This window comes from Amycolatopsis jiangsuensis, from assembly GCF_014204865.1.
GTDB classification, from domain to species: domain Bacteria; phylum Actinomycetota; class Actinomycetes; order Mycobacteriales; family Pseudonocardiaceae; genus Amycolatopsis; species Amycolatopsis jiangsuensis.
Genome location: NZ_JACHMG010000001.1, coordinates 7402775 through 7423399, shown reverse-complemented (window position 1 = coordinate 7423399; position 20625 = coordinate 7402775). Strand labels below are relative to the sequence as shown.

Genomic DNA, 20625 nt, shown 5'->3' with positions numbered 1-20625 from the left:
CTGTGGATGGAAAAACGAAGTCAGCGCGAGCCGACGGCGGGTGCCCGGCGGGTGCGCAGCTTCGCCAGCAACCCGTGCCGTGGCGCGAGGCACCAACACAGCAGGAACGCCGCGGTGACGGTGAGGACGACGAGCCCGCCGGCGGCTAGGTCCAAGAGGTAGGACAGGTACAGCCCGACCACGGAACTGCCCGCGCCGATCGCCGGTGCGAGCAGCATCATCACGCCCAGCCGGTCGGTCAGCAGCCGCGCCGCGCCCGCCGGGGTGATCAGCAGCGCGAGCACGAGCACGTTGCCCACCGCCTGCAGGGAGATCACGATGGCGAGCGTGACCATCGTGTAGAGCGCGATGTCCAGCCAGAACACCGGCATTCCCAGCGCGCGGGCCTGCTCCCGGTCGACGCTCGCCGCGACGAGCCTGGTGTGCAGCAGGGCGGCGAGCAGCAATACCACGGCCCCGATCACCGCGACGTTGCGGACGTCGCCGTCGCTGATCCCGAGGATCGAGCCGAACAGGAACGACTCCAGCGAACCGCTGTAACCGGGCGCCGTACTCAGCACCACGATGCCCAGCCCGAAGGCGGCGGCGAAGAAGATCCCGATCACCGAGTCCTCTTTGAGCCGCCGGTTCTGGGAGAACACGGCCACCAGCAACGCTGTCAGCAGCCCAGCGACGGCGCCGCCGATGACGAGATCGAATCCGAACACGAACGCCACCGCGACACCGGGGAACACCGAGTGCGCCACCGCGTCGCCGATGAAAGCCATGCCGCGCAGCACGACGTGGCTGCCGATCACCCCGCACACCACGCCCGACAGAAGCGCGACCAGCAGCGCGCGGCGCCAGAAGTCGTACTCCCACGGCCCGGCAAGGAACTCCATAACCGCGTTCACGTGGCACCGCCCAGGATGCGCAGCAGCTGCTCCGACCGCGCGAGCCCGAACGCGCGCAACCACACGTCGGCGTCGGCGAGGCGGGCGGGTTCGTCGTCGGCGACAACGGTGCGGTTGAGCAGGCACAGCCGGGTGCACATCCCCGCGGCTGCGGCGAGGTCGTGCGTGGTCATGAGCAGCGCGGTCCCTTCGGTGCGGAGCTGGGAGAGCAGGTCGGTGAGCGCTTCCTGGGTGGGCACGTCGATGCCGGTGAACGGTTCGTCCAGGAGCAGCAGGCGGGGACGCATGGCGAGCGCGCGGGCCACGAGCACGCGTTGCCGCTGCCCGCCGGAAAGCTCCCCGACCGGCCGCGACGCGAGGTCCGCCATGCCCACCCGGCGCAACGCGTCTCGCACCGTTTCGCGGTCTTCGGAGTCGGCACGCCGTCCCCAGCGCCGCAGATGCGCTCGTCCGGTGAGAACAGCCGCTTCCACGGAAATCGGGAAATCCCAGGCGAACTCGTGCCGCTGCGGGACGTAGCCGACCCTGCCGCGCGCCTGCGCGGGCGGACGGCCGCCCACCCGCAGGGTGCCCGAGCGCACCGGCTGCAGGGCGAGAATCGTGCGCAGCAGCGTCGTCTTTCCGGCGCCGTTCGGCCCGATCAGCCCGACCAGCTCGCTTTCGTCCAGCTTCAGGTCCACATCGTGCAACACCTGCCTGCCGCCGAGTTCGACGGCGACCCCGCTGAGTTCCAGTTGCCGCTCGGCCATCTCAGCTCCCCAACGTCCGCCGGGTGCGACGCCACACGACGGCGAGCACCACGACACCGGCCACCACGACGGCACCGGCAATCCACCAGACCGGCGAGCTGTCCGAGTCCTCGTCCGCCGACGTTTCCGGCACGGCGGTCGAGGCGACGGCGAACGCCCCGGCCGGATCGCCGTCCCCGACGTGAACCCGCAGGACCTGCCGGTCGGCCACTTGTTCGCCGTCCACTGTGGACGCGCTCATCTCGATACCGAGGAGATACGTGCCCGGCGCGCCGAAGGCCCAGTTGCCGTGCACGTGACTGCCGACCTCGATACCGGTCTCCTGCGGCAAGGGGTTCCGTCCGTCGAAGACCACCTGCGGCGCACCGAAAGCGCCGGTGAGGAACAGGGAGAACGGGCCGGGCCCCTGGACCGACCGCAGCCGCCAGGTCACCTCGCGGTCGACTCTCGCCGCGGTCCCCGGGTCCTGCGTGTTCCAGCCTGGCCAGACCGTACCCGCGCGCTCGGTTTGCGGCAGCAGCCAGACCGCCGAGCCGGGCGCGCCGAGGAACGCGTATTCGTCGCCCGGCGGCACTTCCGTGCGGGTGTCCTCGCCGGCGTGCAGGACGACGTCGTCGAGCCGCCGCCACACGGGTTCGCCGCCGGTGTCGTCGCGCATCTCGATCGTCCACGTGCCCCCGGGGAACCGCGGGCCCAGGTCGACGTGCCCGTCCCTGATCACGACGTGGCCAGGGGGCGCGTCGACCGGACCGTCCTGCACAGCGGTCGTGAGGGCGGCGGCCACGGCCGGGACAGCGAGCCATCGCGCCACGCGGATCATCCGGCACCTCCCAGGCACCGGGCGAGCTCATCCGCGTTGCGGCGCATCATGTCCACGTAGGTGCGGGTCTTCGCGTCGAACGCGTCGCCGTAGAGCGAGCACACCTGCACGTTCTGGTCGCGGGCGACCTGGACCAGCGTCGAAGCCCGCTGCGCCAGGTTCGGTTCGGTGAACACCGCGGGCACGTGCAGGTTCCGGATCGTCTCGGTCAGCTTGCGGACGTCCTCCACGCTGGGTTCCTGCGCCGGATTGGGCACGACGAACCCGGCGACCTTCAGCCCGTAGGCGTCGGCGAGGTAGCCGAACGCGTCGTGCGTGGTCACCAGCTGGCGATTGCCCGGTGGGATCGTGGCGATGGTGCGGGTCAGGTAGTCGTCGAGGCCGGCCAGCTTCCGCTGGTACTCCGCGGTGTTGCGGTCGTACTCCACGGCACCGCCGGGGTCGACCTTCTTCAACGTGTCGCGGATCAGCTGCGCGTACGCCGACGCGTTCCCGGCGTCCTGCCACAGGTGCGGATCGATCTCGCCATGCACGTGCTTGCCCAGAACCGCTTGCGGGAGCTGGAAAATCGGCGCTCCCGGCGAGCCGAGGAACGCGAACCGCGGGTCGTCGGGAACCTGTTCCGCCGCCTTGTTCGGCACCTCGATCACGGCGTCGGCCGCCGGGATCTCCTCCTGCGTCGTACCGCCGGTGGTGTCGTTGAAGGTGTAGAGCTCGCCCTTGTCCAGGTCGACGGTCAGGTCCGTGTGGCCCTCGTCGAGGACGCGCTTGCCCGGCGCTGCAGTCTCCGGATCCACCCCGACCGCGAACGTGAAAGTGTCCTCCCCCAACGGCTTCGGTGTGCCGCTGGGCTCGTTCAGCTGCGCGCGCAGCGAAAGCCGGTAGACACCCGGCGCGCTGAACGCCCAGTTGAGGTGGGTGTGCGCGGCGGGCGGCAGCGTGGTCGAGTCGCGCTCGTCGAAGCCGTCGGCCGAGGAGAAATACACCTCCGGCTGCCCCAGCGACTCGGTCAGGTAAGCCGTCATCGTGCCCGGACCCTCCAGCGCGGTCGCCGAGAGCCGGACCTCCGAGGTGCGCGTGGCGCCGAACTGCGTGCCGTCGCCGCGCACCCGCAGCCCCAGCCACAGCACGTCAAGGCCGACGTCCTCCACGAGCGGGATCACGTGCGCGCCATAGGATTCCGAATCCTCGGCGAGGGAGACGTTCGGCGTGCCTTCGCGCGCGTTGGAATCGATCGCCTTGATCAGGCGCTGTTCCTCCAGCAGCAGGTGGTTGGTGAACGTGACGTCGGCCTGTGCCACGTGTTTCGCGTCGGCAGGAGCCGGTTCGTAGGAATGCGGATCACCACCGGAGGGAACGATCGAGTCCACCTGCACCCGGTCACCGCCGACGGCGTGCACCAGATCCGCCAGGATCTCGGTCGTCGTCACCACCGACAGACCGTCGCCGGACCGACCGGCCGGAGCACATCCGCTCACGACGAGCACCATCGCCACGCACCCGCTCAGGGCACGCGCGGCCGCACGCTTACGCATCAAGACCTTTCCACGAAACAGGTATCCGCCAGGCGGGAACGGCCAAAACCCCTCAGCCGCCGCTCAGCCGGCACAAGGGAACGTAACGGACATGGAAACGACTATCAATGTCGATTTGAGCGACGAGCGGTGACGACCGGTGACATCAGCGGATGCGCATCCGTGAACGTGGTCCAGACCACCAGTGCGAACGGGCCGCGGCTCGGTCACGCGGTGCGCCACCGGAATTTCCGGCCGGGACACCGAAACGTGAGCGAGCCCTCAGACCGAGCCCTCAGCCGGGGTGGAGTCGCTTCAGATACCCAGTTCGTCGTCGATCAGGGTGAACAGCTCGTCGTCGGTGGCGGTTTCGAGGGTGGCTTCGTCCTCGGTGGGTGTCGCGCGCAGGTCGTGCAGCAACGTTTCCAGGCGGGACGACACCTTCGCCTTCTCCGCCGGGTCGGTCAGCGCGGCCAGCAGCGGGCCCAGGTCTTCGAGGGCGGCGGTGAGCGGGCTGATCGCGGGACCACCGTCGAGTTCGGACAGCAAGTGGGTCGCGAGCGCGGCCGGGGCCGGGTAGTCGAAGACGAGCGTCGGGAACAGCTGCAGCTCCGTGGCGGCGCTGAGCCGGTTGCGCAGCTCGACCGCGGTGAGGGAGTCGAAGCCGAGGTCACGGAACGAACGGTCCGCGCCGACCGCCGCCGGGCCGGCCAGGCCGAGCACCAGCGCCGCCTGCGTGCGGACGACCTGCAGCACGGCCTCATGACGGTCACCGGGAGCGAGAGTGGCCAGCCGCGCGGTGAGGCCGGATGCGGCGGGGATCGCAACGGCGGCCGTGGCGCGGACGGGCTTGCGCTGCACCAGAGCCGACAGCAGCGGCGGGGTTTCGGCGCCGTCGCGACCGGACACGTCGACCCGTGCGGGCACGAGCACCGGGTTGCCCGCGGCGACGGCGGCGTCGAGCAGCGCGAGGCCGTCGGAATCGCTCAGCGGGTGCAGACCGCGGCGGGCAAGGCGTTGCCAGTCCGCGTCGGTGAGCTTGCCCGCCATGCCGCTTTCGCTGCGCCACGGCCCCCAGGCCAGTGACGTCGCCGGCAGCCCGAGCCGGTGGCGGTGCGCGGCGAGCGCGTCGAGAAACGCGTTGGCCGCGGCGTAGTTGCCCTGTCCGGGGGTGCCCCAGATGCCGGTGACCGAGGAGAACAGCACGAACGCGTCGAGGTCGTGGCCGCGGGTCAGTTCGTGCAGCACCCGCGCGCCACCGGCCTTGGGGCGCATCACCGAATCGACGCGGTCCGGGGTCAGCGCGCCGACCAGCGCGTCATCGAGCACGCCGGCCGCGTGCACCACGGCCCTGAGCGGCGTCGTGCCGGGGATGGTGCCGAGCACAGCTGCCATGGCCTCGCGGTCGGCGGCGTCGCACGCGACCACCCGCACCTGCGCACCCAGGGCAGCGAGCGTGGCCACGGTTCCGGGCATCCCGTCGGCCGCCATGCCGCGGCGGGACGCGAGCACCACGTGCCGCGCGCGCCGGGCCGTGACCACGTGTTTCGCCACCAACCGGCCGAGCGCGCCCGAAGCACCGGTGACCAGCACGGTTCCGCGCGGATCGACGGGCGCGGGGAAGGTCAGCACGACCTTGCCGACGTTGCGGCCCTGACTGAGGTACCGGAACGCTTCCGCGGCGTGGCGCACGTCCCAGCACGTCACGGGCAGCGGGCGCAGGACCCCGCCGGCCAGCAGCGGCGCCAGTGCGGCGAGCACCGGTCCCATCGTGCCCACCCCCTCGGACAACAGGTCGAACGCCTCGTAGCGCACGTCGTGGTCGCGTCGCACCTCCGCCGGATCACGCGGATCGGTTTTGCCCATCTCCACGAACCGGCCGCCGGGCGCCATCAGCCGCAGCGAAGCGTCGATGAATTCGCCGGTGAGGGCGCTGAGGACCACGTCGATCCCGCCGGTGAACTCGGCCTCGAAGTCGAGGGTGCGCGAGGAGGCGAGGCGGTCACAGCCGAGCGCGCGCACCACGGGCCACTTCGCGGGGCTCGCCGTGGCGAACACCTCGGCGCCGCGGTGAAGCGCGATCTGCACGGCAGCCTGCCCGACGCCGCCGGCCGCGGCGTGGACGAGTACGGATTCTCCCGCACCGAGCCCGGCCAGGCCGACGAGCGCGTGCTGCGCCGTCGCGTACGCCACGGGTGCGGCCGCCGCCTCGGCCCACGACCAGTCCGCGGGCACGGGCAGCAGCAGCCGGGCGTCGGTGATCGCAACCGGGGAGAAAGCGCTGGTGAAGATGCCCATCACCGGGTCGCCGACCTGGAAGCGGTCGACGTCCTCGGCCACCTCCAGCACCACGCCCGCCGCTTCGAGCCCGAGCGGTCCCGCCGGTCCCGGGTACACGCCGAGGACCGTGAGCACGTCACGGAAGTTCACGCCCGCCGCGCGCACGCCGACGCGCACCTCGCCCGGGCCGAGCGGACGCGTGTTCTCCACCGCGTCGAGCGTCAGGTTCTCCAGCGTGCCCTGACCGGCGTACCCGAGACTCCAGCCGCCCGTGTCCGCCGCTGCCGGTGGGATGGTCAGCTCCGCGGCGGCGCGCACCAGACGTGGCACACGCAGTTCTCCGTTGCGCACGGCGAATTCCGGCTCGCCGAGCGCGACTCCGGCCGCGAGCAGCGGACCGGGGACCGAATCCTCCACATCGGACAGCACGAGGCGTCCGGGGTGTTCCGCCGCCGCCACGCGCAGCAGTCCCCACGCGGGCGCGGCCTCGGGCCGGACCGGGGCGCCCGGACCGGCGTCGACCGCTCGTTCGGTGATCACCAGCAGCTGCGCGGAAGTCAGGTCCTCGGCGGCCACCCACCGTTGCACCAGGTCGAGCGCGCCCGCGGCACCGTCGGCCGGGCACCGCACGGCGACGATCGGGGGTATCTCGGCGCCGGAACGCACGGCGGTGATCAGGTCGGCGAGTTCGGCGTACTGGTTGACGCCGGGCAGGTCGAGGTCGCCGAGCGCCGCCCACCCGGCCGTGTCGCCCGAAGCACTGGCAGGACGCCAGTCAACGCGGAACAACGCCTCCCGGGCGACCGCGGACGCGCCCGGCGTGAACGTACGCAGGCTCAGCGAACCGACCGTGGCCAGCGGCGACCCGGTGGTGTCGGCGAGCGTGACGCGTACGCCTTCGCCGACCGGGCTGAGCTGCGCTCGGACGGTCGTGGCGCCTTCCGCGTGCACGACGACGTCCGACCACGCGAAGGGCACTCTCGTCCCGCCGCTCAGACCGAGGACGTGCAGGGACGCGTCGAACAACGCCGGATGCACGCCGAAGCCGTGCGCGGTGAGTCCGTCCGGCAGGCTGACCTCCGCGTACAGGTCGTCGCCCTGCCGCCACGCCGCGCGCACGCCCTGGAACGACGGACCGTAGCTGAGGCCGTTGCCCGCGAGGGCCGGGTAGAAGTCTTCGAGGTCGACCGGGGTGGCGCCGGCGGGCGGCCACACGCTGAGGTCGACCGGCTCCGCGGTTTTCAGCGGGGCGAGGGTGCCCGTGGCGTGCCGGGTCCAGCCACTCGTGGCGCGCGAGTGGATTTCGAAGGCCCGCCCGCCGTTTCCCTCGGGCGGGGCGACGGTGACCTGGAGGCTGACCGCGTCTCGTTCGGGCAGTACCAGCGGCTGCTCGATCAGCAGCTCCGCGACGCGCGGGCAGCCGGTCTCGTCGCCGGCGCGGACGGCCAGCTCGACCAGCGCGGTGCCCGGCACGAGCGTGCTCCCGGCCACGACGTGATCGGCCAGCCACGGGTGGGACCGGCGTGAGACGCGTCCGGTGAGCACCACCCCGTCATCGCCGGCCCGCTCGAGCGCGGCGCCGAGCAACGGGTGCTCCACTGTGGACTGGCCGAGGCCGGCCGCGTCCGTGACGGCGCCGTCGAGCCACAGTCGCGTGCGCTGGAACGGGTAGGCGGGCAGATCCACGAGGTTCGCGCCGGTGCCGGAGAAGAACGCGGGCCAGTCGACATGCCCGCCGCGAACGTGCAGGCCCGCAACGGCAGTGACGAGCGTGGTCGGTTCGTGGCGCTCGCGGCGGAGCACCGGCAGCCACGCCTCGCCCGCGGCCGGGTCGGCCATCGGCGTGAGCGCGGCGTCCGGACCGATCTCGACGAACGTACGCACGCCGGCCGTCCGTAGCGATGACAGGCTGTCGGCAAAGCGCACGGGCTCGCGTACGTGCCGGACCCAGTAGTCCGGGTCGCACACCTCGTCGGTCACCGGTGCACCGGTCAGCCCGGACACCAGCGGCACGGTGGGCCGGTGGTAGGTCAGCGACTGCGCCACCGCGCGGAATTCCGCCAGCATCGGCTCCATCAACGGCGAGTGGAACGCATGCGACACCGTCAGCCGCTTCGACCGCACCTCCCCCAAAGCGTCCACAGTGGCCAGCACCGCGGCCTCCTCGCCGGACACCACCACAGAACGCGCGCCATTGACCGACGCGATAGCAGCACCGTCCACCAGAGCCGCCACGACATCGTCCTCACGAGCCGCCACCGCCACCATCGCACCGCCACGCGGCAACGCCTGCATCAACCGGCCACGCGCGGTGACGAGCTTGCACGCGTCCGGCAGCGACCACACCCCCGCCACGTACGCCGCCGCCAGCTCACCGATCGAATGCCCCGCGACGAACTCCGGCGCTACTCCCCAGCGCTTCAGCAAAGCCACCAGGGAAACCTCGACCGCGAACAGTCCGGCTTGCGCCCATTCGGTTTCGTGGACACGTTCGGATTCCAGCGCCGCGCCCAGCTGGTCGTCCAGTTCCGCGCACACGGCTTTGAACGTCTCCGCGAACACGGGGTACGCCTCGCACAGCTCGTGCCCCATCCGCAGCCGCTGCGCACCCTGCCCGCTGAACACGAACGCGGTCCTGCCCACCGACCCGGCCTCGCCGACAAGATGGTCCGCCGACGACAGCAGCTCGTCGCCGGAGCGCCCCAGCACCGCGGCGCGATGTGGCAGCGACGCGCGGCTCGAGGCCAGCGACCATGCGGCGTCCACCGGATCCGTTTCGGACAGCAGTGCGCGGTTCTGCTCGATCCGCGCGGGCAGCGCTTCGGTCGAGCGTGCGGAGAACAGCCACGGGATCACCGGCAGCTCGCGGCCCGGCTGGTCACCGGGTGGTTCCGGCGCCTGTTCCAGGATGAGGTGCGCGTTGGTTCCGCTGATCCCGAACGACGACACCCCGGCCCGGCGCGGACGGCCGCTGTCCGGCCACGGCGTGGGTTCGGTGACCAGCCGCACGGTGCCGGCCGACCAGTCCACGCGGGACGAAGGTTCGGCGGCGTGCAGGGTCGGCGGCACGACGCCGGAGCGCAATGCGGAGACCATCTTGAGGATGCCGGCGACCCCGGCGGCTGCCTGGGTGTGCCCGATGTTGGACTTCACGGTGCCCAGCAGGAGCGGCCGTTCGGCGTCGTGCCCGGCACCATAAGTCTGCACCAGCGCCTGCGCCTCGATCGGGTCGCCGAGGCGGGTGCCGGTGCCGTGTCCTTCCACGACGTCGACCTCGCCGGGCCCGAGCGCGGCGTCGGCCAGCGCGGCGCGGATGACCCGTTGCTGCGCCGGGCCGTTGGGTGCGGTCAGGCCGTTGGACGCGCCGTCGGAGTTGACCGCGCTGCCGCGGAGCACGGCGAGCACCCGGTGCCGGTTGCGCTGCGCGTCGGACAGCTTCTCCAGCACGACCATTCCCGCACCTTCGGCCATCCCCATGCCGTCGGCGGACTCGCCGTAGGCCTTGCAGCGGCCGTCCGAGGCGAGGCCGCCCTGGCGCGTGAACCAGACCAGCCACTCCGGCGTCGCGTGCACGGTGACACCGCCGGCCAGCGCGAGCGAACACTCCCCCGACCGCAGCGCCTGCATCGCCAGGTGCACCGCGACCAGGGAAGAGGAACAGGCCGTGTCGACGGTGACCGCGGGACCTTCGAGACCGAGCGTGTAGGCGATCCGTCCGGAAAGGACACTCGTGGTGAGTCCGGTGAGGAGGTGTCCGCTGCGGACCTCGTCCTGCAGGGAACCGGCCGGGCCGCCCGCGTAGCCCGAGGCGAACGCCCCGGCGAACACACCCGCGGCCGTGCCGCGCACTGCGGCCGGGTCGATGCCCGCGTGCTCCAGCGCCTCCCACGACACCTCGAGGGCGAGCCGCTGCTGCGGGTCCATCGCGAGCGCTTCACGCGGGGAGATGCCGAAGAACTCCGGATCGAATCCCGTGGCGTCGGCGAGGAAACCGCCGGCACCGCCGTCCGGGCCGAACAGTCCGTCGATGTCCCAGCCGCGGTTGAGCGGGTACGGCGCGACCGCGTCGGTGCCGCCGGCGACGAGCTCCCCCAGCCGCTCGGCGCTGTCGGCGCCGCCGGGCAGCCGGCACGCGGTGCCCACGACGGCGATCGGCTCGCGCGAGCGGTCCTCGGCGGCCCGCAGCCGCTCGCGCGCCGTCGCCAGCTCGGCGCTGACCCGCTTGAGGTAGTCGCGGAGCTTGTCTTCGTTGGGCATCGGGTACCTTCCCGGGATTCGGACTCGTCAGCTCCCCAGCTGGCTGTCGATGAAGGCGAACATGTCGTCGTCGCTGCCGGTGTCGAGCTGTTCGGCGGCCACGGCGGTGGCGGGGGCGAGGCGCGCCAGCAGCTCGCGCAGGCGCCCGGCGAGCCGGTCGCGGGCCACGTCGTCGAGCGCGTCCGCGCCGCTCTCGACCCGCTCCAGGTCGGTGAACGCGGTGAGCACCGGATCCGGCACGGTGCCGGTCAGCTCACGGTCGAGGTGCCGCGCGAGCGCTTCGGGCGCGGGATGGTCGAACACGACGGTCGGCGAGAGCGTGACAGCGGTGGTGGCGTGCAGCCGGTTACGCAACTCGACCGCGGTGAGCGAGTCGAAACCCTGCTCCCGGAAAGGCTTTTCGACGTCGACGCTGTCCCCGTCGGCCAGGCCGAGCACGAGCGCCGCCTGCCCACGCACGATCTTCAGCAACGTGTCGTGACGTTCCTCGGGCGACAGCGCGCCGATCCGATCGGCGAGGCCCACTTCTGCCGGTGCCGCCGCGGCCCTGCGCACCTTGCGATGGACCAGAGTGGACAGCAGCGGCCGCGGGTCGTCCTGGTCGGCGACTTCGACCCTGGCGGGCACCAGCGCCGGCTCACCACCGGCGAGAGCGGCATCGAGGAGCGCGAGCCCGTCGGCGTCGCTGAGCGGACGAAGTCCTTGGCGCGCCATGCGTTGCCAGTCGGTCTCGGTGAGCCCTCCGGCCATGCCGTCCGCGCTCCGCCACGGCCCCCACGCCAGTGCCGTCGCCGGCAGCCCGCGGCCACGGCGGTGCGCGGCGAGCGCGTCGAGGTAGGCGTTGGCGGCGGCGTAGTTGCCCTGGCCCGGGTTGCCCCAGATCCCTGCGACGCTGGAGAAGAGCACGAACGCGTCGAGGTCTGCCTGCTCGGTCAGCTCGTGGAGCACCCGTGCGCCGTCGGCCTTGGGCCGCAGCACGCCGGCGATCCGCTCCGGGGTCAACGCGCCCACCGCCGCGTCGTCGAGCACGCCCGCGGTGTGGACGACCGCTTTGAGCGGCGCCGTCTCGGGGATCGCGGCGAGCACCGCGCCGAGGGCGGCACGGTCGGCGACATCGCACGCCGTGACCCGCACACCCGCACCCGAACCGGCCAGCTGCGCGACGGTCGTGGCCAAACCCGGCGAACCGGCTCCCCGACGCGAAGCGAGCACGAAGTCCCGGTCCGGTCCGGCGAGGTGGTTCGCCACGAGCCGGCCCAGCGCGCCGGACGCGCCGGTGACCAGCACCGTGCTCCGCGGCCGTTTCGGGGCGGGCACGGTGAGCGCGACCTTGCCGATGTTGCGGCCCTGGCTCAGGTGCCGGAACGCCTCCGCCGCCTGCCGCACGTCCCAACAGGTCACCGGCAGTGGCGTGAGGGTGCCGTCGGCGAACAGCGGACTCAGCTCGGCCAGGATCGGTCCCATCCCGTCGACGCCGGTTTCCAGCAGGTCGAACGCGTGGTAGGCGGTACCGGGCAGGTCGCGGACGTCGGTTTTGCCCATCTCCACGAACCGGCCACCAGGGGCGAGCAACCGCAGCGACGCGTCGACGAACTCACCGGCGAGTGCGTTGAGGACCACGTCGACGCCGCGGCCGTCGGTCGCCGCGCGGAAGCGGTCCTCGAAGTCGAGCGTGCGCGAAGAAGCGACGCCGGCGAGTCCGGTGAGGACGGACCACTTACCCGGGCTGGCGGTGCCGTAGACGTGCGCGCCGCGGTGGCGGGCGAGCTGGACCGCCGCCTGCCCGACCCCGCCCGCGGCGGCGTGGACCAGCGCCGACTCCCCTTCGGCCAGGCCGGCGAGGCCGAACAGGCCGTGGTGGGCGGTGGCGAACGCGATGGGCGCGGACGCCGCCTCGGCCCAGGACCAGCCGTCCGGCACGGGGATCAGGAGCCGGGCGTCGGTGACCGCGGCCGGGGAGTACGCGCCGGCGAAGATGCCCATCACGGCGTCGCCCGGCCGGAAGCGGTCGTCGGCCGTCTCCAGCACGGTCCCGGCTGCTTCGAGGCCGAGCGGGCCGGCCGGGCCCGGGTACATGCCGAGGACCGTGAGCACGTCACGGAAGTTCACGCCCGCGGCCCGCACGCCGACCCGGACCTCGCCGGGCGCCAAGGGCCGCGTCGCTCGCTCGGACGGGGTGAGCGCGAGGGATTCGAGCGTGCCGATCCGCTCGGCAGTCAGCTCCCAAGAATCGTCCGGAATGGACAGACCGGGCTTCGCCCGCACCAGTCGTGGCACCCGCAGTTCACCGCCGCGGACGGCGAACTCGGGCTCGTCCGAAGCCGCTCCGGCGACCAGGAGCCCGCCCTGGTCCAGACTGTCCACATCGGACAGCGCGAACCGTCCTGGGTTTTCCGCGGCCGCGACCCGCAGCAGTCCCCACGCGGGCGCCGCGTCGGGACGCACGGGAGCGCCGGGTCCGGCGTCCACCGCGCGTTCGGTCACGACGAGCAGCCGGGCCGGGGCCAAAGTCTCCTCGGCGAGCCAGGACTGCACGAGCGTGAGTACGTCGACCGCCCCCGCCACCGGGGTTTCCGGCGTCGGGCATCGCACCACCGCCACCGGCGGCACCGGCGTGCCCGCGCGCACGGCTTCGGCGAGCGCGGCGACGTCGGCGTACCGCGTGACGTCGCCGGGCAGCGCCAGGTCGGGGCCCAGCAGTGCCCAGCCCTCCGCGGCGGCGATGTCTTTCCCGGCGGGCACCCAGTCCAGCCGGAACAGTGCTTCGCGCACCACGGCGTTTTCCGCTCCCGCGAACGGGCGCAACACGAGAGACGCGGCCGTGACGATCGGTGCACCGGTTTCGTCGGCCAGCGTCACCGAGACCGCGTCACCGTCGGCAGGCGCGATGCGAACGCGCGCGACCGCGGCTCCCTCGGCGTGCACGGTGACGTCCGACCACGCGAACGGCACGCGGGTGCCGCCGTGCGGCTGGAGGGCGACCAGGGTGTGCAGCGCCGCGTCGAACAACGCCGGATGCACCGAAAAGTCGCCTGACACGCCGGACGGCAGGGCGACCTCAGCGAAGATTTCGTCACCTCGCTGCCACGCGGCGCGGACGCCTTGGAACGTCGGGCCGTACTCGAGGCCGTTCGCGGCGAGAGCGGGGTAGAAGCCGTCGAGTTCGACCGGGATCGCATCCCGCGGAGGCCATACGGTCAGCTCTGGTGCGGCGGGCCTCTCGTCCGCGGTGAGTTCGCCGGTGGCGTGCCGGATCCACTCGCCTGCCCCGCGTGAGTGCAGCGTCAGGGTGCGCCGGCCGTCGCCGGGAGCGCTCAGGGTGAGCTGCACCTGCACCGGCCCGTGGTCCGGCACGACCAGCGGCTGCTCCACGAGCAGCTCGGCCAGGTGCGCGCAGCCGGCCTCCGCTCCGGCGTGCAGGGCCATCTCGACCAGTGCGGTCCCGGGAACGATGGGGGTGCCGGCGACGACGTGATCGGCCAGCCACGGATGCGACTGGAGCGAAAGCCGTCCGGTGAAGACCAGCTCGCCGCTGCCCGCGACGTCCAGGGCATCACCGAGCAGCGGACCGGTCGCGTCGGCCAGCCAGTAGCGCGTGCGCTGGAACGACGTGGTCGGCAGGTCCACGCGACGGCCGCCGGGGTGGAGCGCCCGCCAGTCGACGTGTCCGCCGCGCACGTGGAGTCCGGCGAGCGCGGTGACGACCGTGACCGGTTCCTCGCGATCACGACGCAGGAGCGGCAGCCACGCCTCGCCGTCGCGCTGGTCGGCCATCGGGGTCAGCGCGGCGTCGGGGCCGACCTCGACGAAGGTGCGCACGCCGTGCTCACGCAACGCGTCGACGGCGTCGGCGAACCGCACGGCCTCGCGGACGTGCCGCACCCAGTAGTCCGGCTCGCGGACGTCACCGGGGCGGCCGGTCACTAGCGGCAGCTGGGGTTCACGGAAGGTGAGCGACGACGCGACCTCACGGAACTCCGCCAGCATCGGCTCCATCAACGGCGAGTGGAACGCATGCGACACAGTCAGCCGCTTCGACCGCACCTCCCCCAAAGCGTCCACAGTGGCCAATACCGCGGCCTCCTCGCCGGACACCACCACCGAACGCGCGCCATTGACCGACGCGATAGCAGCACCGTCCACCAGAGCCGCCACGACATCGTCCTCACGAGCCGCCACCGCAACCATCGCACCGCCACGCGGCAACGCCTGCATCAACCGGCCACGCGCTTCGACCAGGCGGCACGCGTCGTGCAGTGACCACACCCCGGCCACGTACGCCGCGGCCAGCTCACCGATCGAATGCCCCGCGACATAGTCCGGCTCGACGCCCCACGACTTCAGCAGCGCCACGAGGGCGACTTCGACGGCGAAGAGTCCGGGTTGCGTCCAGCGCGTCTCGTGGATCGCATCGGTTTCCAGTGCTTCGGCCAGTCCGTCGAATTCGGCGACGACCGCATCGAAGATCTCCGCGAACACCGGGTACGCGCCGTGCAGTTCGAAGCCCATCCGGATTCGCTGGGCGCCTTGGCCACTGAAGAGGAACGCGGTCTTCCCGGCGGTCCCGGCCACACCGTCGATCCGTGACGATCCGATGAGGACGGCACGGTGGTCCGAAGTGGACCGTGTGGCGGCCAGGGACCAGCCGACGTCGACCGGGTGCGCCGCAACGTTGCCGAGGAGTGCGACCTGAGCGTCCAGTGCCGCGGGACTGTGTGCGGAAACCGGCCAGGCCGGAACCGGAACCGGCTGCGGCGCCGGGAGTTCTTCGGCGACCGGCGCCTGCTCCAGGATGACGTGGGCGTTGGTGCCGCTGATCCCGAACGACGAGACACCGGCCCGGCGTGGGCGGCCGTGGTCCGGCCACGGCGTCGGCTCGACGACCAGACGGACGGCGTCGGTCCAGTCGACGTGCGTCGTGGGCGCGCCGGCGTGCAGCGTCGGGGGCACGACGCCGTGCCGCAGCGCCGAAATCACCTTCAGCACACCCGTCACCCCGGCGGCCGCCTGGGTGTGGCCGAGGTTCGACTTCACCGTGCCGAGCAGGACGGGGTCCGTGCGGCCCGGTCCGTAGGCGGCGATCAGCGCTTCTGCCTCGATCGGATCGCCCAGCCGGGTGCCGGTGCCGTGGGCTTCGACCACGTCGACGTCGGCGGGCGCGAGACCGGCGACCTCCAGCGCGGCGCGGATCACGCGCTGCTGGGCGAGCCCGTTCGGCGCAGTCAGGCCGTGGGACGCGCCGTCGGAGTTGGTGGCGGTACCGCGGATGACGGCCAGGACCTGGTGACCGTGGCGGCGCGCGTCGGACAGCCTTTCCAGCGCGATCATCCCCGCGCCCTCGGCCATGCCCATGCCGTCGGCGGTGTCGGAGAACGCCTTGCACCGGCCGTCGGACGCGAGGCCGCCCTGTTCGGTGAACCAGGTCAGCCACTCCGGGGTCGCGTGCAACGTCACGCCGCCCGCCAGCGCCAGCTCGCACTCCCCCGCGTGCAGCGCCTGCACCGCCAGGTGGAGCGCGACCAGCGACGACGAGCACGCCGTGTCGACCGTGATCGCGGGCCCGGCAAGGCCGAGGGTGTAGGAAATCCGTCCGGAAAGGACACTCGAGGACAGGCCGGTCATCAGGTGACCGCTGCGGTCGGCACCGGCGTACCCGGAGGTGAACGCGCCCGCGAACACGCCGACCTCCGCGCCTCGCACGGAGTCCGGGGCGATTCCGGCGCGCTCCAGCGCTTCCCACGAGACTTCCAGCAGCACGCGTTGCTGAGGATCCATGGCCAGCGCCTCACGCGGGGAGATTCCGAAGAGGCCGGCGTCGAAGTCGGCGATGCCGGAGACGAAACCGCCGCCGGTGCCGTCGAGGGTGCCGAGGTCCCAGCCACGGTCAGCCGGGTACGCGCCGACCACATCGCGACCGGCCGAGACGACGTCCCACAGGTCCTCGATGCCGGTCACGCCGCCGGGCAGGCGACACGCCGTGCCCACGATCGCGATCGGCTCGCCGGACACCTCCCGTACCCGCGTGCGGACTTCCCCCGCCCCGCCCAGGTACCCGGCCAGCTCGGCCGGGGTGGGGCGGTCGAACACGACGCCCGCGGGCAACGTGCGCCCGGTCGCCGCAGCCAGCCGGGTGCGCAGCTCGACGGCGGTGACCGAGTCGATGCCCAACTGCTTGAACGTGTGCCCCTCGGGCAACGCCGCGGGGTCGGGGTGACCGAGCACGGCCGCGGTGTGCGCGCGGACGAGGGCCAGCAGATCCGTGGTGCCGACCGGTGCCGCTGCCTCGGCGGTTTCTGCGGTCGCGACGGTTTCCGCGATCAAGTCCGTCGATGCGGTTACTGCGGTCGCGGCGGTCCCAGTGCTCGCGGCGGTCCCGGCCGTCCCGGGGTTGCCGGTCTCGTCGAGCCAGTAGCGCTGCCGTTGGAACGGGTAGGTCGGCAGATTCACCTGCCGAGCCGCCGGGAACACGGCACGCCAGTCGACAGTGGCGCCGCCGACGTGGGCGGTGGCCAGGGACAGCAGCAGCCGCTCGGCGCCGCCGTCGTCGCGACGGAGCGTTCCGGTGACCACGCCGTCGCCGATGGTCGCCGTGACCGCGGCAGTCAGCACCGGGTGCGGCGAGGTCTCGATGAACACGCGGTGGCCGTCGTCGGCGAGCACGCGGACCGCGCGCTCGAACTCCACCGGCTCGCGCAGCGCGGTGTACCAGTACTCCGCGTCGGCTTCCGGACCGGCGAGCCGTTCACCGGTCAGTGACGAGATCATCGGAATCCGTGCCTCGCGCGGGGTGATGCCCGCGAGCGCGGCCAGGATCTCCTCGCGCAGTTCGCCCACCTGCGGGCTGTGTGACGCGTAGTCCACGGGGATCGTCCGCGTACGTACCTCGGAGTGCGCGTCGGCAAGGTCCTGCAACGCCTCCGGCACACCGGAGACCACTGTGGACAGTGGACCGTTCACTGCGGCGACCGAAACGTCCGGCGGCAGCCATCTGCGAACAACGTCGGCGTCCGCTTCGATCGCCAGCATGCCGCCGCGTCCGGCCAACGCGGTCAACGCGCGGCTTCGTAACGCCACGACACGTGCGGCGTCGTCCAACGACAGCACCCCCGCGACGACCGCGGCGGCGATCTCACCTTGGGAGTGTCCGACCACGGCGTCCGGCTGCACTCCGGCGGCTTCCCACACCGCGGCCAGCGAGACCATCACCGCCCACAGCGCGGGCTGCACCACGTCGGCCGCTTCGAAACCCTCCGCACCGTCGAGCACCGTGTGCAGGTCGAGGTAAGGTGCCAGCGCGGCCGCGCACTCGTCCAACCGGGCAGCGAACCCCGGAGACACGCGTGCCAGCTCCCGGCTCATGCCGAGCCACTGACTTCCCTGGCCCGGGAACACGAACGCGACCGGGCCGTCTGTCGCGGTGCCCGTGACCAGCGACGCGGCGGGGAGTCCCGCGGTCAACGCGGACAGTCCGCTCTCCAGCGCGCCCACGACCACCGCGCGGTCCTCGAACACCGCCCGCGTCGTGGCCAGCGACCACGCGGTGTCGCGTGCGTCCGCCTCCACCGCACGCAACCGCTCGGCCTGTGCGGCGAGCGCGGCGGTGCCACGGCCGGAGAACGGCCACGCCACCGGGCCTTCCGTCAGCACGGGTTGATGCGACACCGAGTTACTGATGTTCGGGGCCTCTTCGACCACGACGTGCACGTTGGTGCCGCCGATGCCGAAGCCCGACACGCCGGCACGGCGCGGCTGCGCGCCGGCAGGCCAGGCGACCGCTTCCATGGCCAGCCGAACCGCGCCCGAGACGATGGGATCGGTGACGTGCAGCGTCCGCGGCACCGTCTCGTGCCGCAGCGCCAGCACCATCTTGATCACCGCGGCCACACCGGCGGCGGCGAGTGTGTGCCCGAGGTTCGACTTCACCGAACCGAGCCACACCGGCCGGTCCCGGCCCACGCCATAGGCCGCCAGCAACGAACCCGCCTCGGTCCGGTCCCCGAGTGGGGTACCGGTGCCGTGCGCCTCGACCACGTCGATGTCCGAAGCGGCCAGCTCGGCGTCCCGCAGCGCGGCGCGGATCACGGCCTGCTGCGCGGCCCCGTCCGGCGCGGTCAGCCCGCTGCTGGCGCCGTCGGAGTTCATCGCCGACCCCCGAAGCACGGCCAGCACCGGGTGTCCCAGCTCGCGCGCCCGCGAAAGGGTTTCCACGGCCAGCATCCCGGCCCCTTCGGCCCACGCGGTGCCGTCCGCGTCGGCGGAGAACGGCTTGCACCGGCCGTCCACGGCGAGCCCGCGCAGGCTCGTGAACGCGGCGAAGTTCCCCGGCGACGCCAGCACCGACACCCCGCCGGCGATCGCCAGCTCGCATTCACCACGCCGCAGCGACGCCATGGCCAGGTGCAGCGCGACCAGCGAACTGGACGCCGACGTGTCGACGGTCAGCGCCGGTCCGCGAAGTCCGAGCGTGTAGGCGATCCGTCCGGAAAGGACACTCCCGGCGGTGCCGGTGAACAGGTGCCCCGCCACGCTCTCCGGCGCCTCGTGCAGCCGTGGCCCGTAGTCCCGCGATTCGGCGCCGACGAACACGCCGGTGGCCGAGCCGCGCAGACCGGCCGCGTCGATCCCCGCGTGCTCCAGTACTTCCCACGCCGTCTCCAGCGCGATCCGCTGCTGCGGGTCCATCGCCGCCGCCTCGCGCGGGGAAATACCGAAGAACGCGGCGTCGAACTCCGTGGCGTGGTCGAGGAAACCACCACGGTCCACAATAGAGTCCAGTGCCGCGAGGTCCCAGCCGCGGTCGGCCGGGAACGGGCCGCCGACGTGCCGGCCCTCGGCCAGCACGCGCCACAGGTCCTCCGGGCCGTCGACACCACCGGGGTAGCGGCAGCTCATCCCGACGATCGCCAGTGGTTGCATGCTGCCCATCTCGCTCACCTTCGTCCGCGCACCGAGAACGGAGTTTCCCAGGGGCCCCCGACGCCGTAAAGCAGCCGTTCAGCTGCGGAAAATCGGCGGCTGGACACTCACGCGCCCGCGGGAGTACGGCCCAGTTCCGGCGCCGCCAGCGTCATCGTCGACGGGGCCGGTCGGCGGTCGGCCGCGAGATGGCGGAACTGGATGTCCCCGCGCTCCCCGCTTCCGGGCCCGGCCAGGCACGCGCAGTCGTCGTCGGTGAACCCGGCGAAGCGGTAGGCGATGTCCATCATCCGGTTGCGGTCCGTACGCCGGAAGTCCGCGGCCAGGTGCACGCCGGCGCGTGCGGCGGAGTCGACGAGCCAGTTGAGCAGTGCGGCGCCCGCGCCGAACGACACGACACGGCACGACGTCGCGAGCAGCTTCAGGTGCCACACCTGTTCGTGGTAGCCGAGCAGCAGCACGCCGACCGCGCCGTGCGTGCCGAACTTGTCGGCCAGTGTCACGGTCAGCACGTCGTGGTCCGGGTCCGCCAGCAACGCGCGGAGGTCGGCGTCGGAGTAGTGCACGCCGGTCGCGTTCATCTGGCTGGTCCGCAACGTCAGTTCCTCGACGCGCGACAGGTCGGTCTCGTCCGCGCGCTTGATCTCCATGACCAGCTCGAGCGACCGCAGGAAGTCCTCGTCCGGTCCGCCGAACGACTCGCGCGCGGCGTCCCGCCGGAACCCCGCCTGATACATCGAGCGACGCCGCTTCGCGTCCACGGTGACGACCTCGGGGCTGAACTCCGGACGCTGGGTCAGCTCCAGCACCTCGGCCGCGTCGTAGCAGCGGACCTCGGGCAGGTGGTAGGTGACCTCGGCGCGTTCGGCGGGCTGGTCGTCGACGAACGCGACGGTCCTGGGCGCGAACTTCAGCTCGTCGGCGATCGCGCGCACCGACTCCGACTTCGGGCCCCAGCCGATGCGCGGCAGCACGAAGTACTCCGCGACCCCGAGTGCCTCCAACCGCGCCCAGGCGTGGTCGTGGTCGTTCTTGCTCGCCACCGACTGCAGGATGCCGCGCGAGTCGAGCTCCGCGATCAGCGCGCGGATCTCGTCGGACAGCGCGACCTCGCCATCCTCGAGCAGGGTGCCGCGCCACAGCGTGTTGTCCAGGTCCCAGACCAGGCATTTGACCAGGGTCGGCTCGTCCGCCAC

6 protein-coding genes and 1 pseudogene are annotated in these 20625 nt (G+C 72.3%); all 7 read right to left on the bottom strand.

Going from position 1 to position 20625, the window contains the following annotated elements; genetic code table 11:
• Window positions 1-20: 20 nt before the first annotated feature.
• The 7 genes and pseudogenes from BJY18_RS33310 to BJY18_RS33280 all read right to left on the bottom strand — a co-directional run bounded on the left by BJY18_RS33310 (window position 21) and on the right by BJY18_RS33280 (window position 20625).
• Window positions 21-893 (bottom strand): anchored repeat-type ABC transporter permease subunit, encoded by an 873-nt coding sequence (locus BJY18_RS33310; RefSeq protein ID WP_312874048.1) that lies wholly within the window; start codon window positions 891-893, stop codon window positions 21-23.
• Window positions 890-1642, bottom strand: coding sequence for an anchored repeat-type ABC transporter ATP-binding subunit (locus tag BJY18_RS33305; RefSeq protein WP_184783821.1), 753 nt, complete (start codon window positions 1640-1642; stop codon window positions 890-892). The genes BJY18_RS33310 and BJY18_RS33305 overlap by 4 nt, the downstream gene beginning before the upstream one ends.
• A 1-nt stretch (window position 1643) precedes the next feature.
• Window positions 1644-2462 (bottom strand): choice-of-anchor M domain-containing protein, encoded by an 819-nt coding sequence (locus tag BJY18_RS33300; protein WP_184783820.1) that lies wholly within the window; start codon window positions 2460-2462, stop codon window positions 1644-1646.
• Window positions 2459-3997: an anchored repeat ABC transporter, substrate-binding protein gene (locus BJY18_RS33295; protein ID WP_184783819.1), complete on the bottom strand. Its 1539-nt coding sequence runs from the start codon at window positions 3995-3997 to the stop codon at window positions 2459-2461. The genes BJY18_RS33300 and BJY18_RS33295 overlap by 4 nt, the downstream gene beginning before the upstream one ends.
• 294 nt (window positions 3998-4291) lie before the next feature.
• A pseudogene (locus tag BJY18_RS33290) lies at window positions 4292-10513 on the bottom strand (SDR family NAD(P)-dependent oxidoreductase); the annotation flags it as partial.
• A 27-nt stretch (window positions 10514-10540) separates the two neighbouring features.
• Window positions 10541-19447: a type I polyketide synthase gene (locus tag BJY18_RS33285; RefSeq protein WP_376774745.1), complete on the bottom strand. Its 8907-nt coding sequence runs from the start codon at window positions 19445-19447 to the stop codon at window positions 10541-10543.
• A gap of 89 nt (window positions 19448-19536) precedes the next feature.
• Window positions 19537-20625 carry an HAD-IIIC family phosphatase gene (locus tag BJY18_RS33280; protein WP_184783816.1) on the bottom strand — a complete coding sequence of 363 codons (1089 nt, stop codon included), beginning with the start codon at window positions 20623-20625 and terminating at the stop codon, window positions 19537-19539.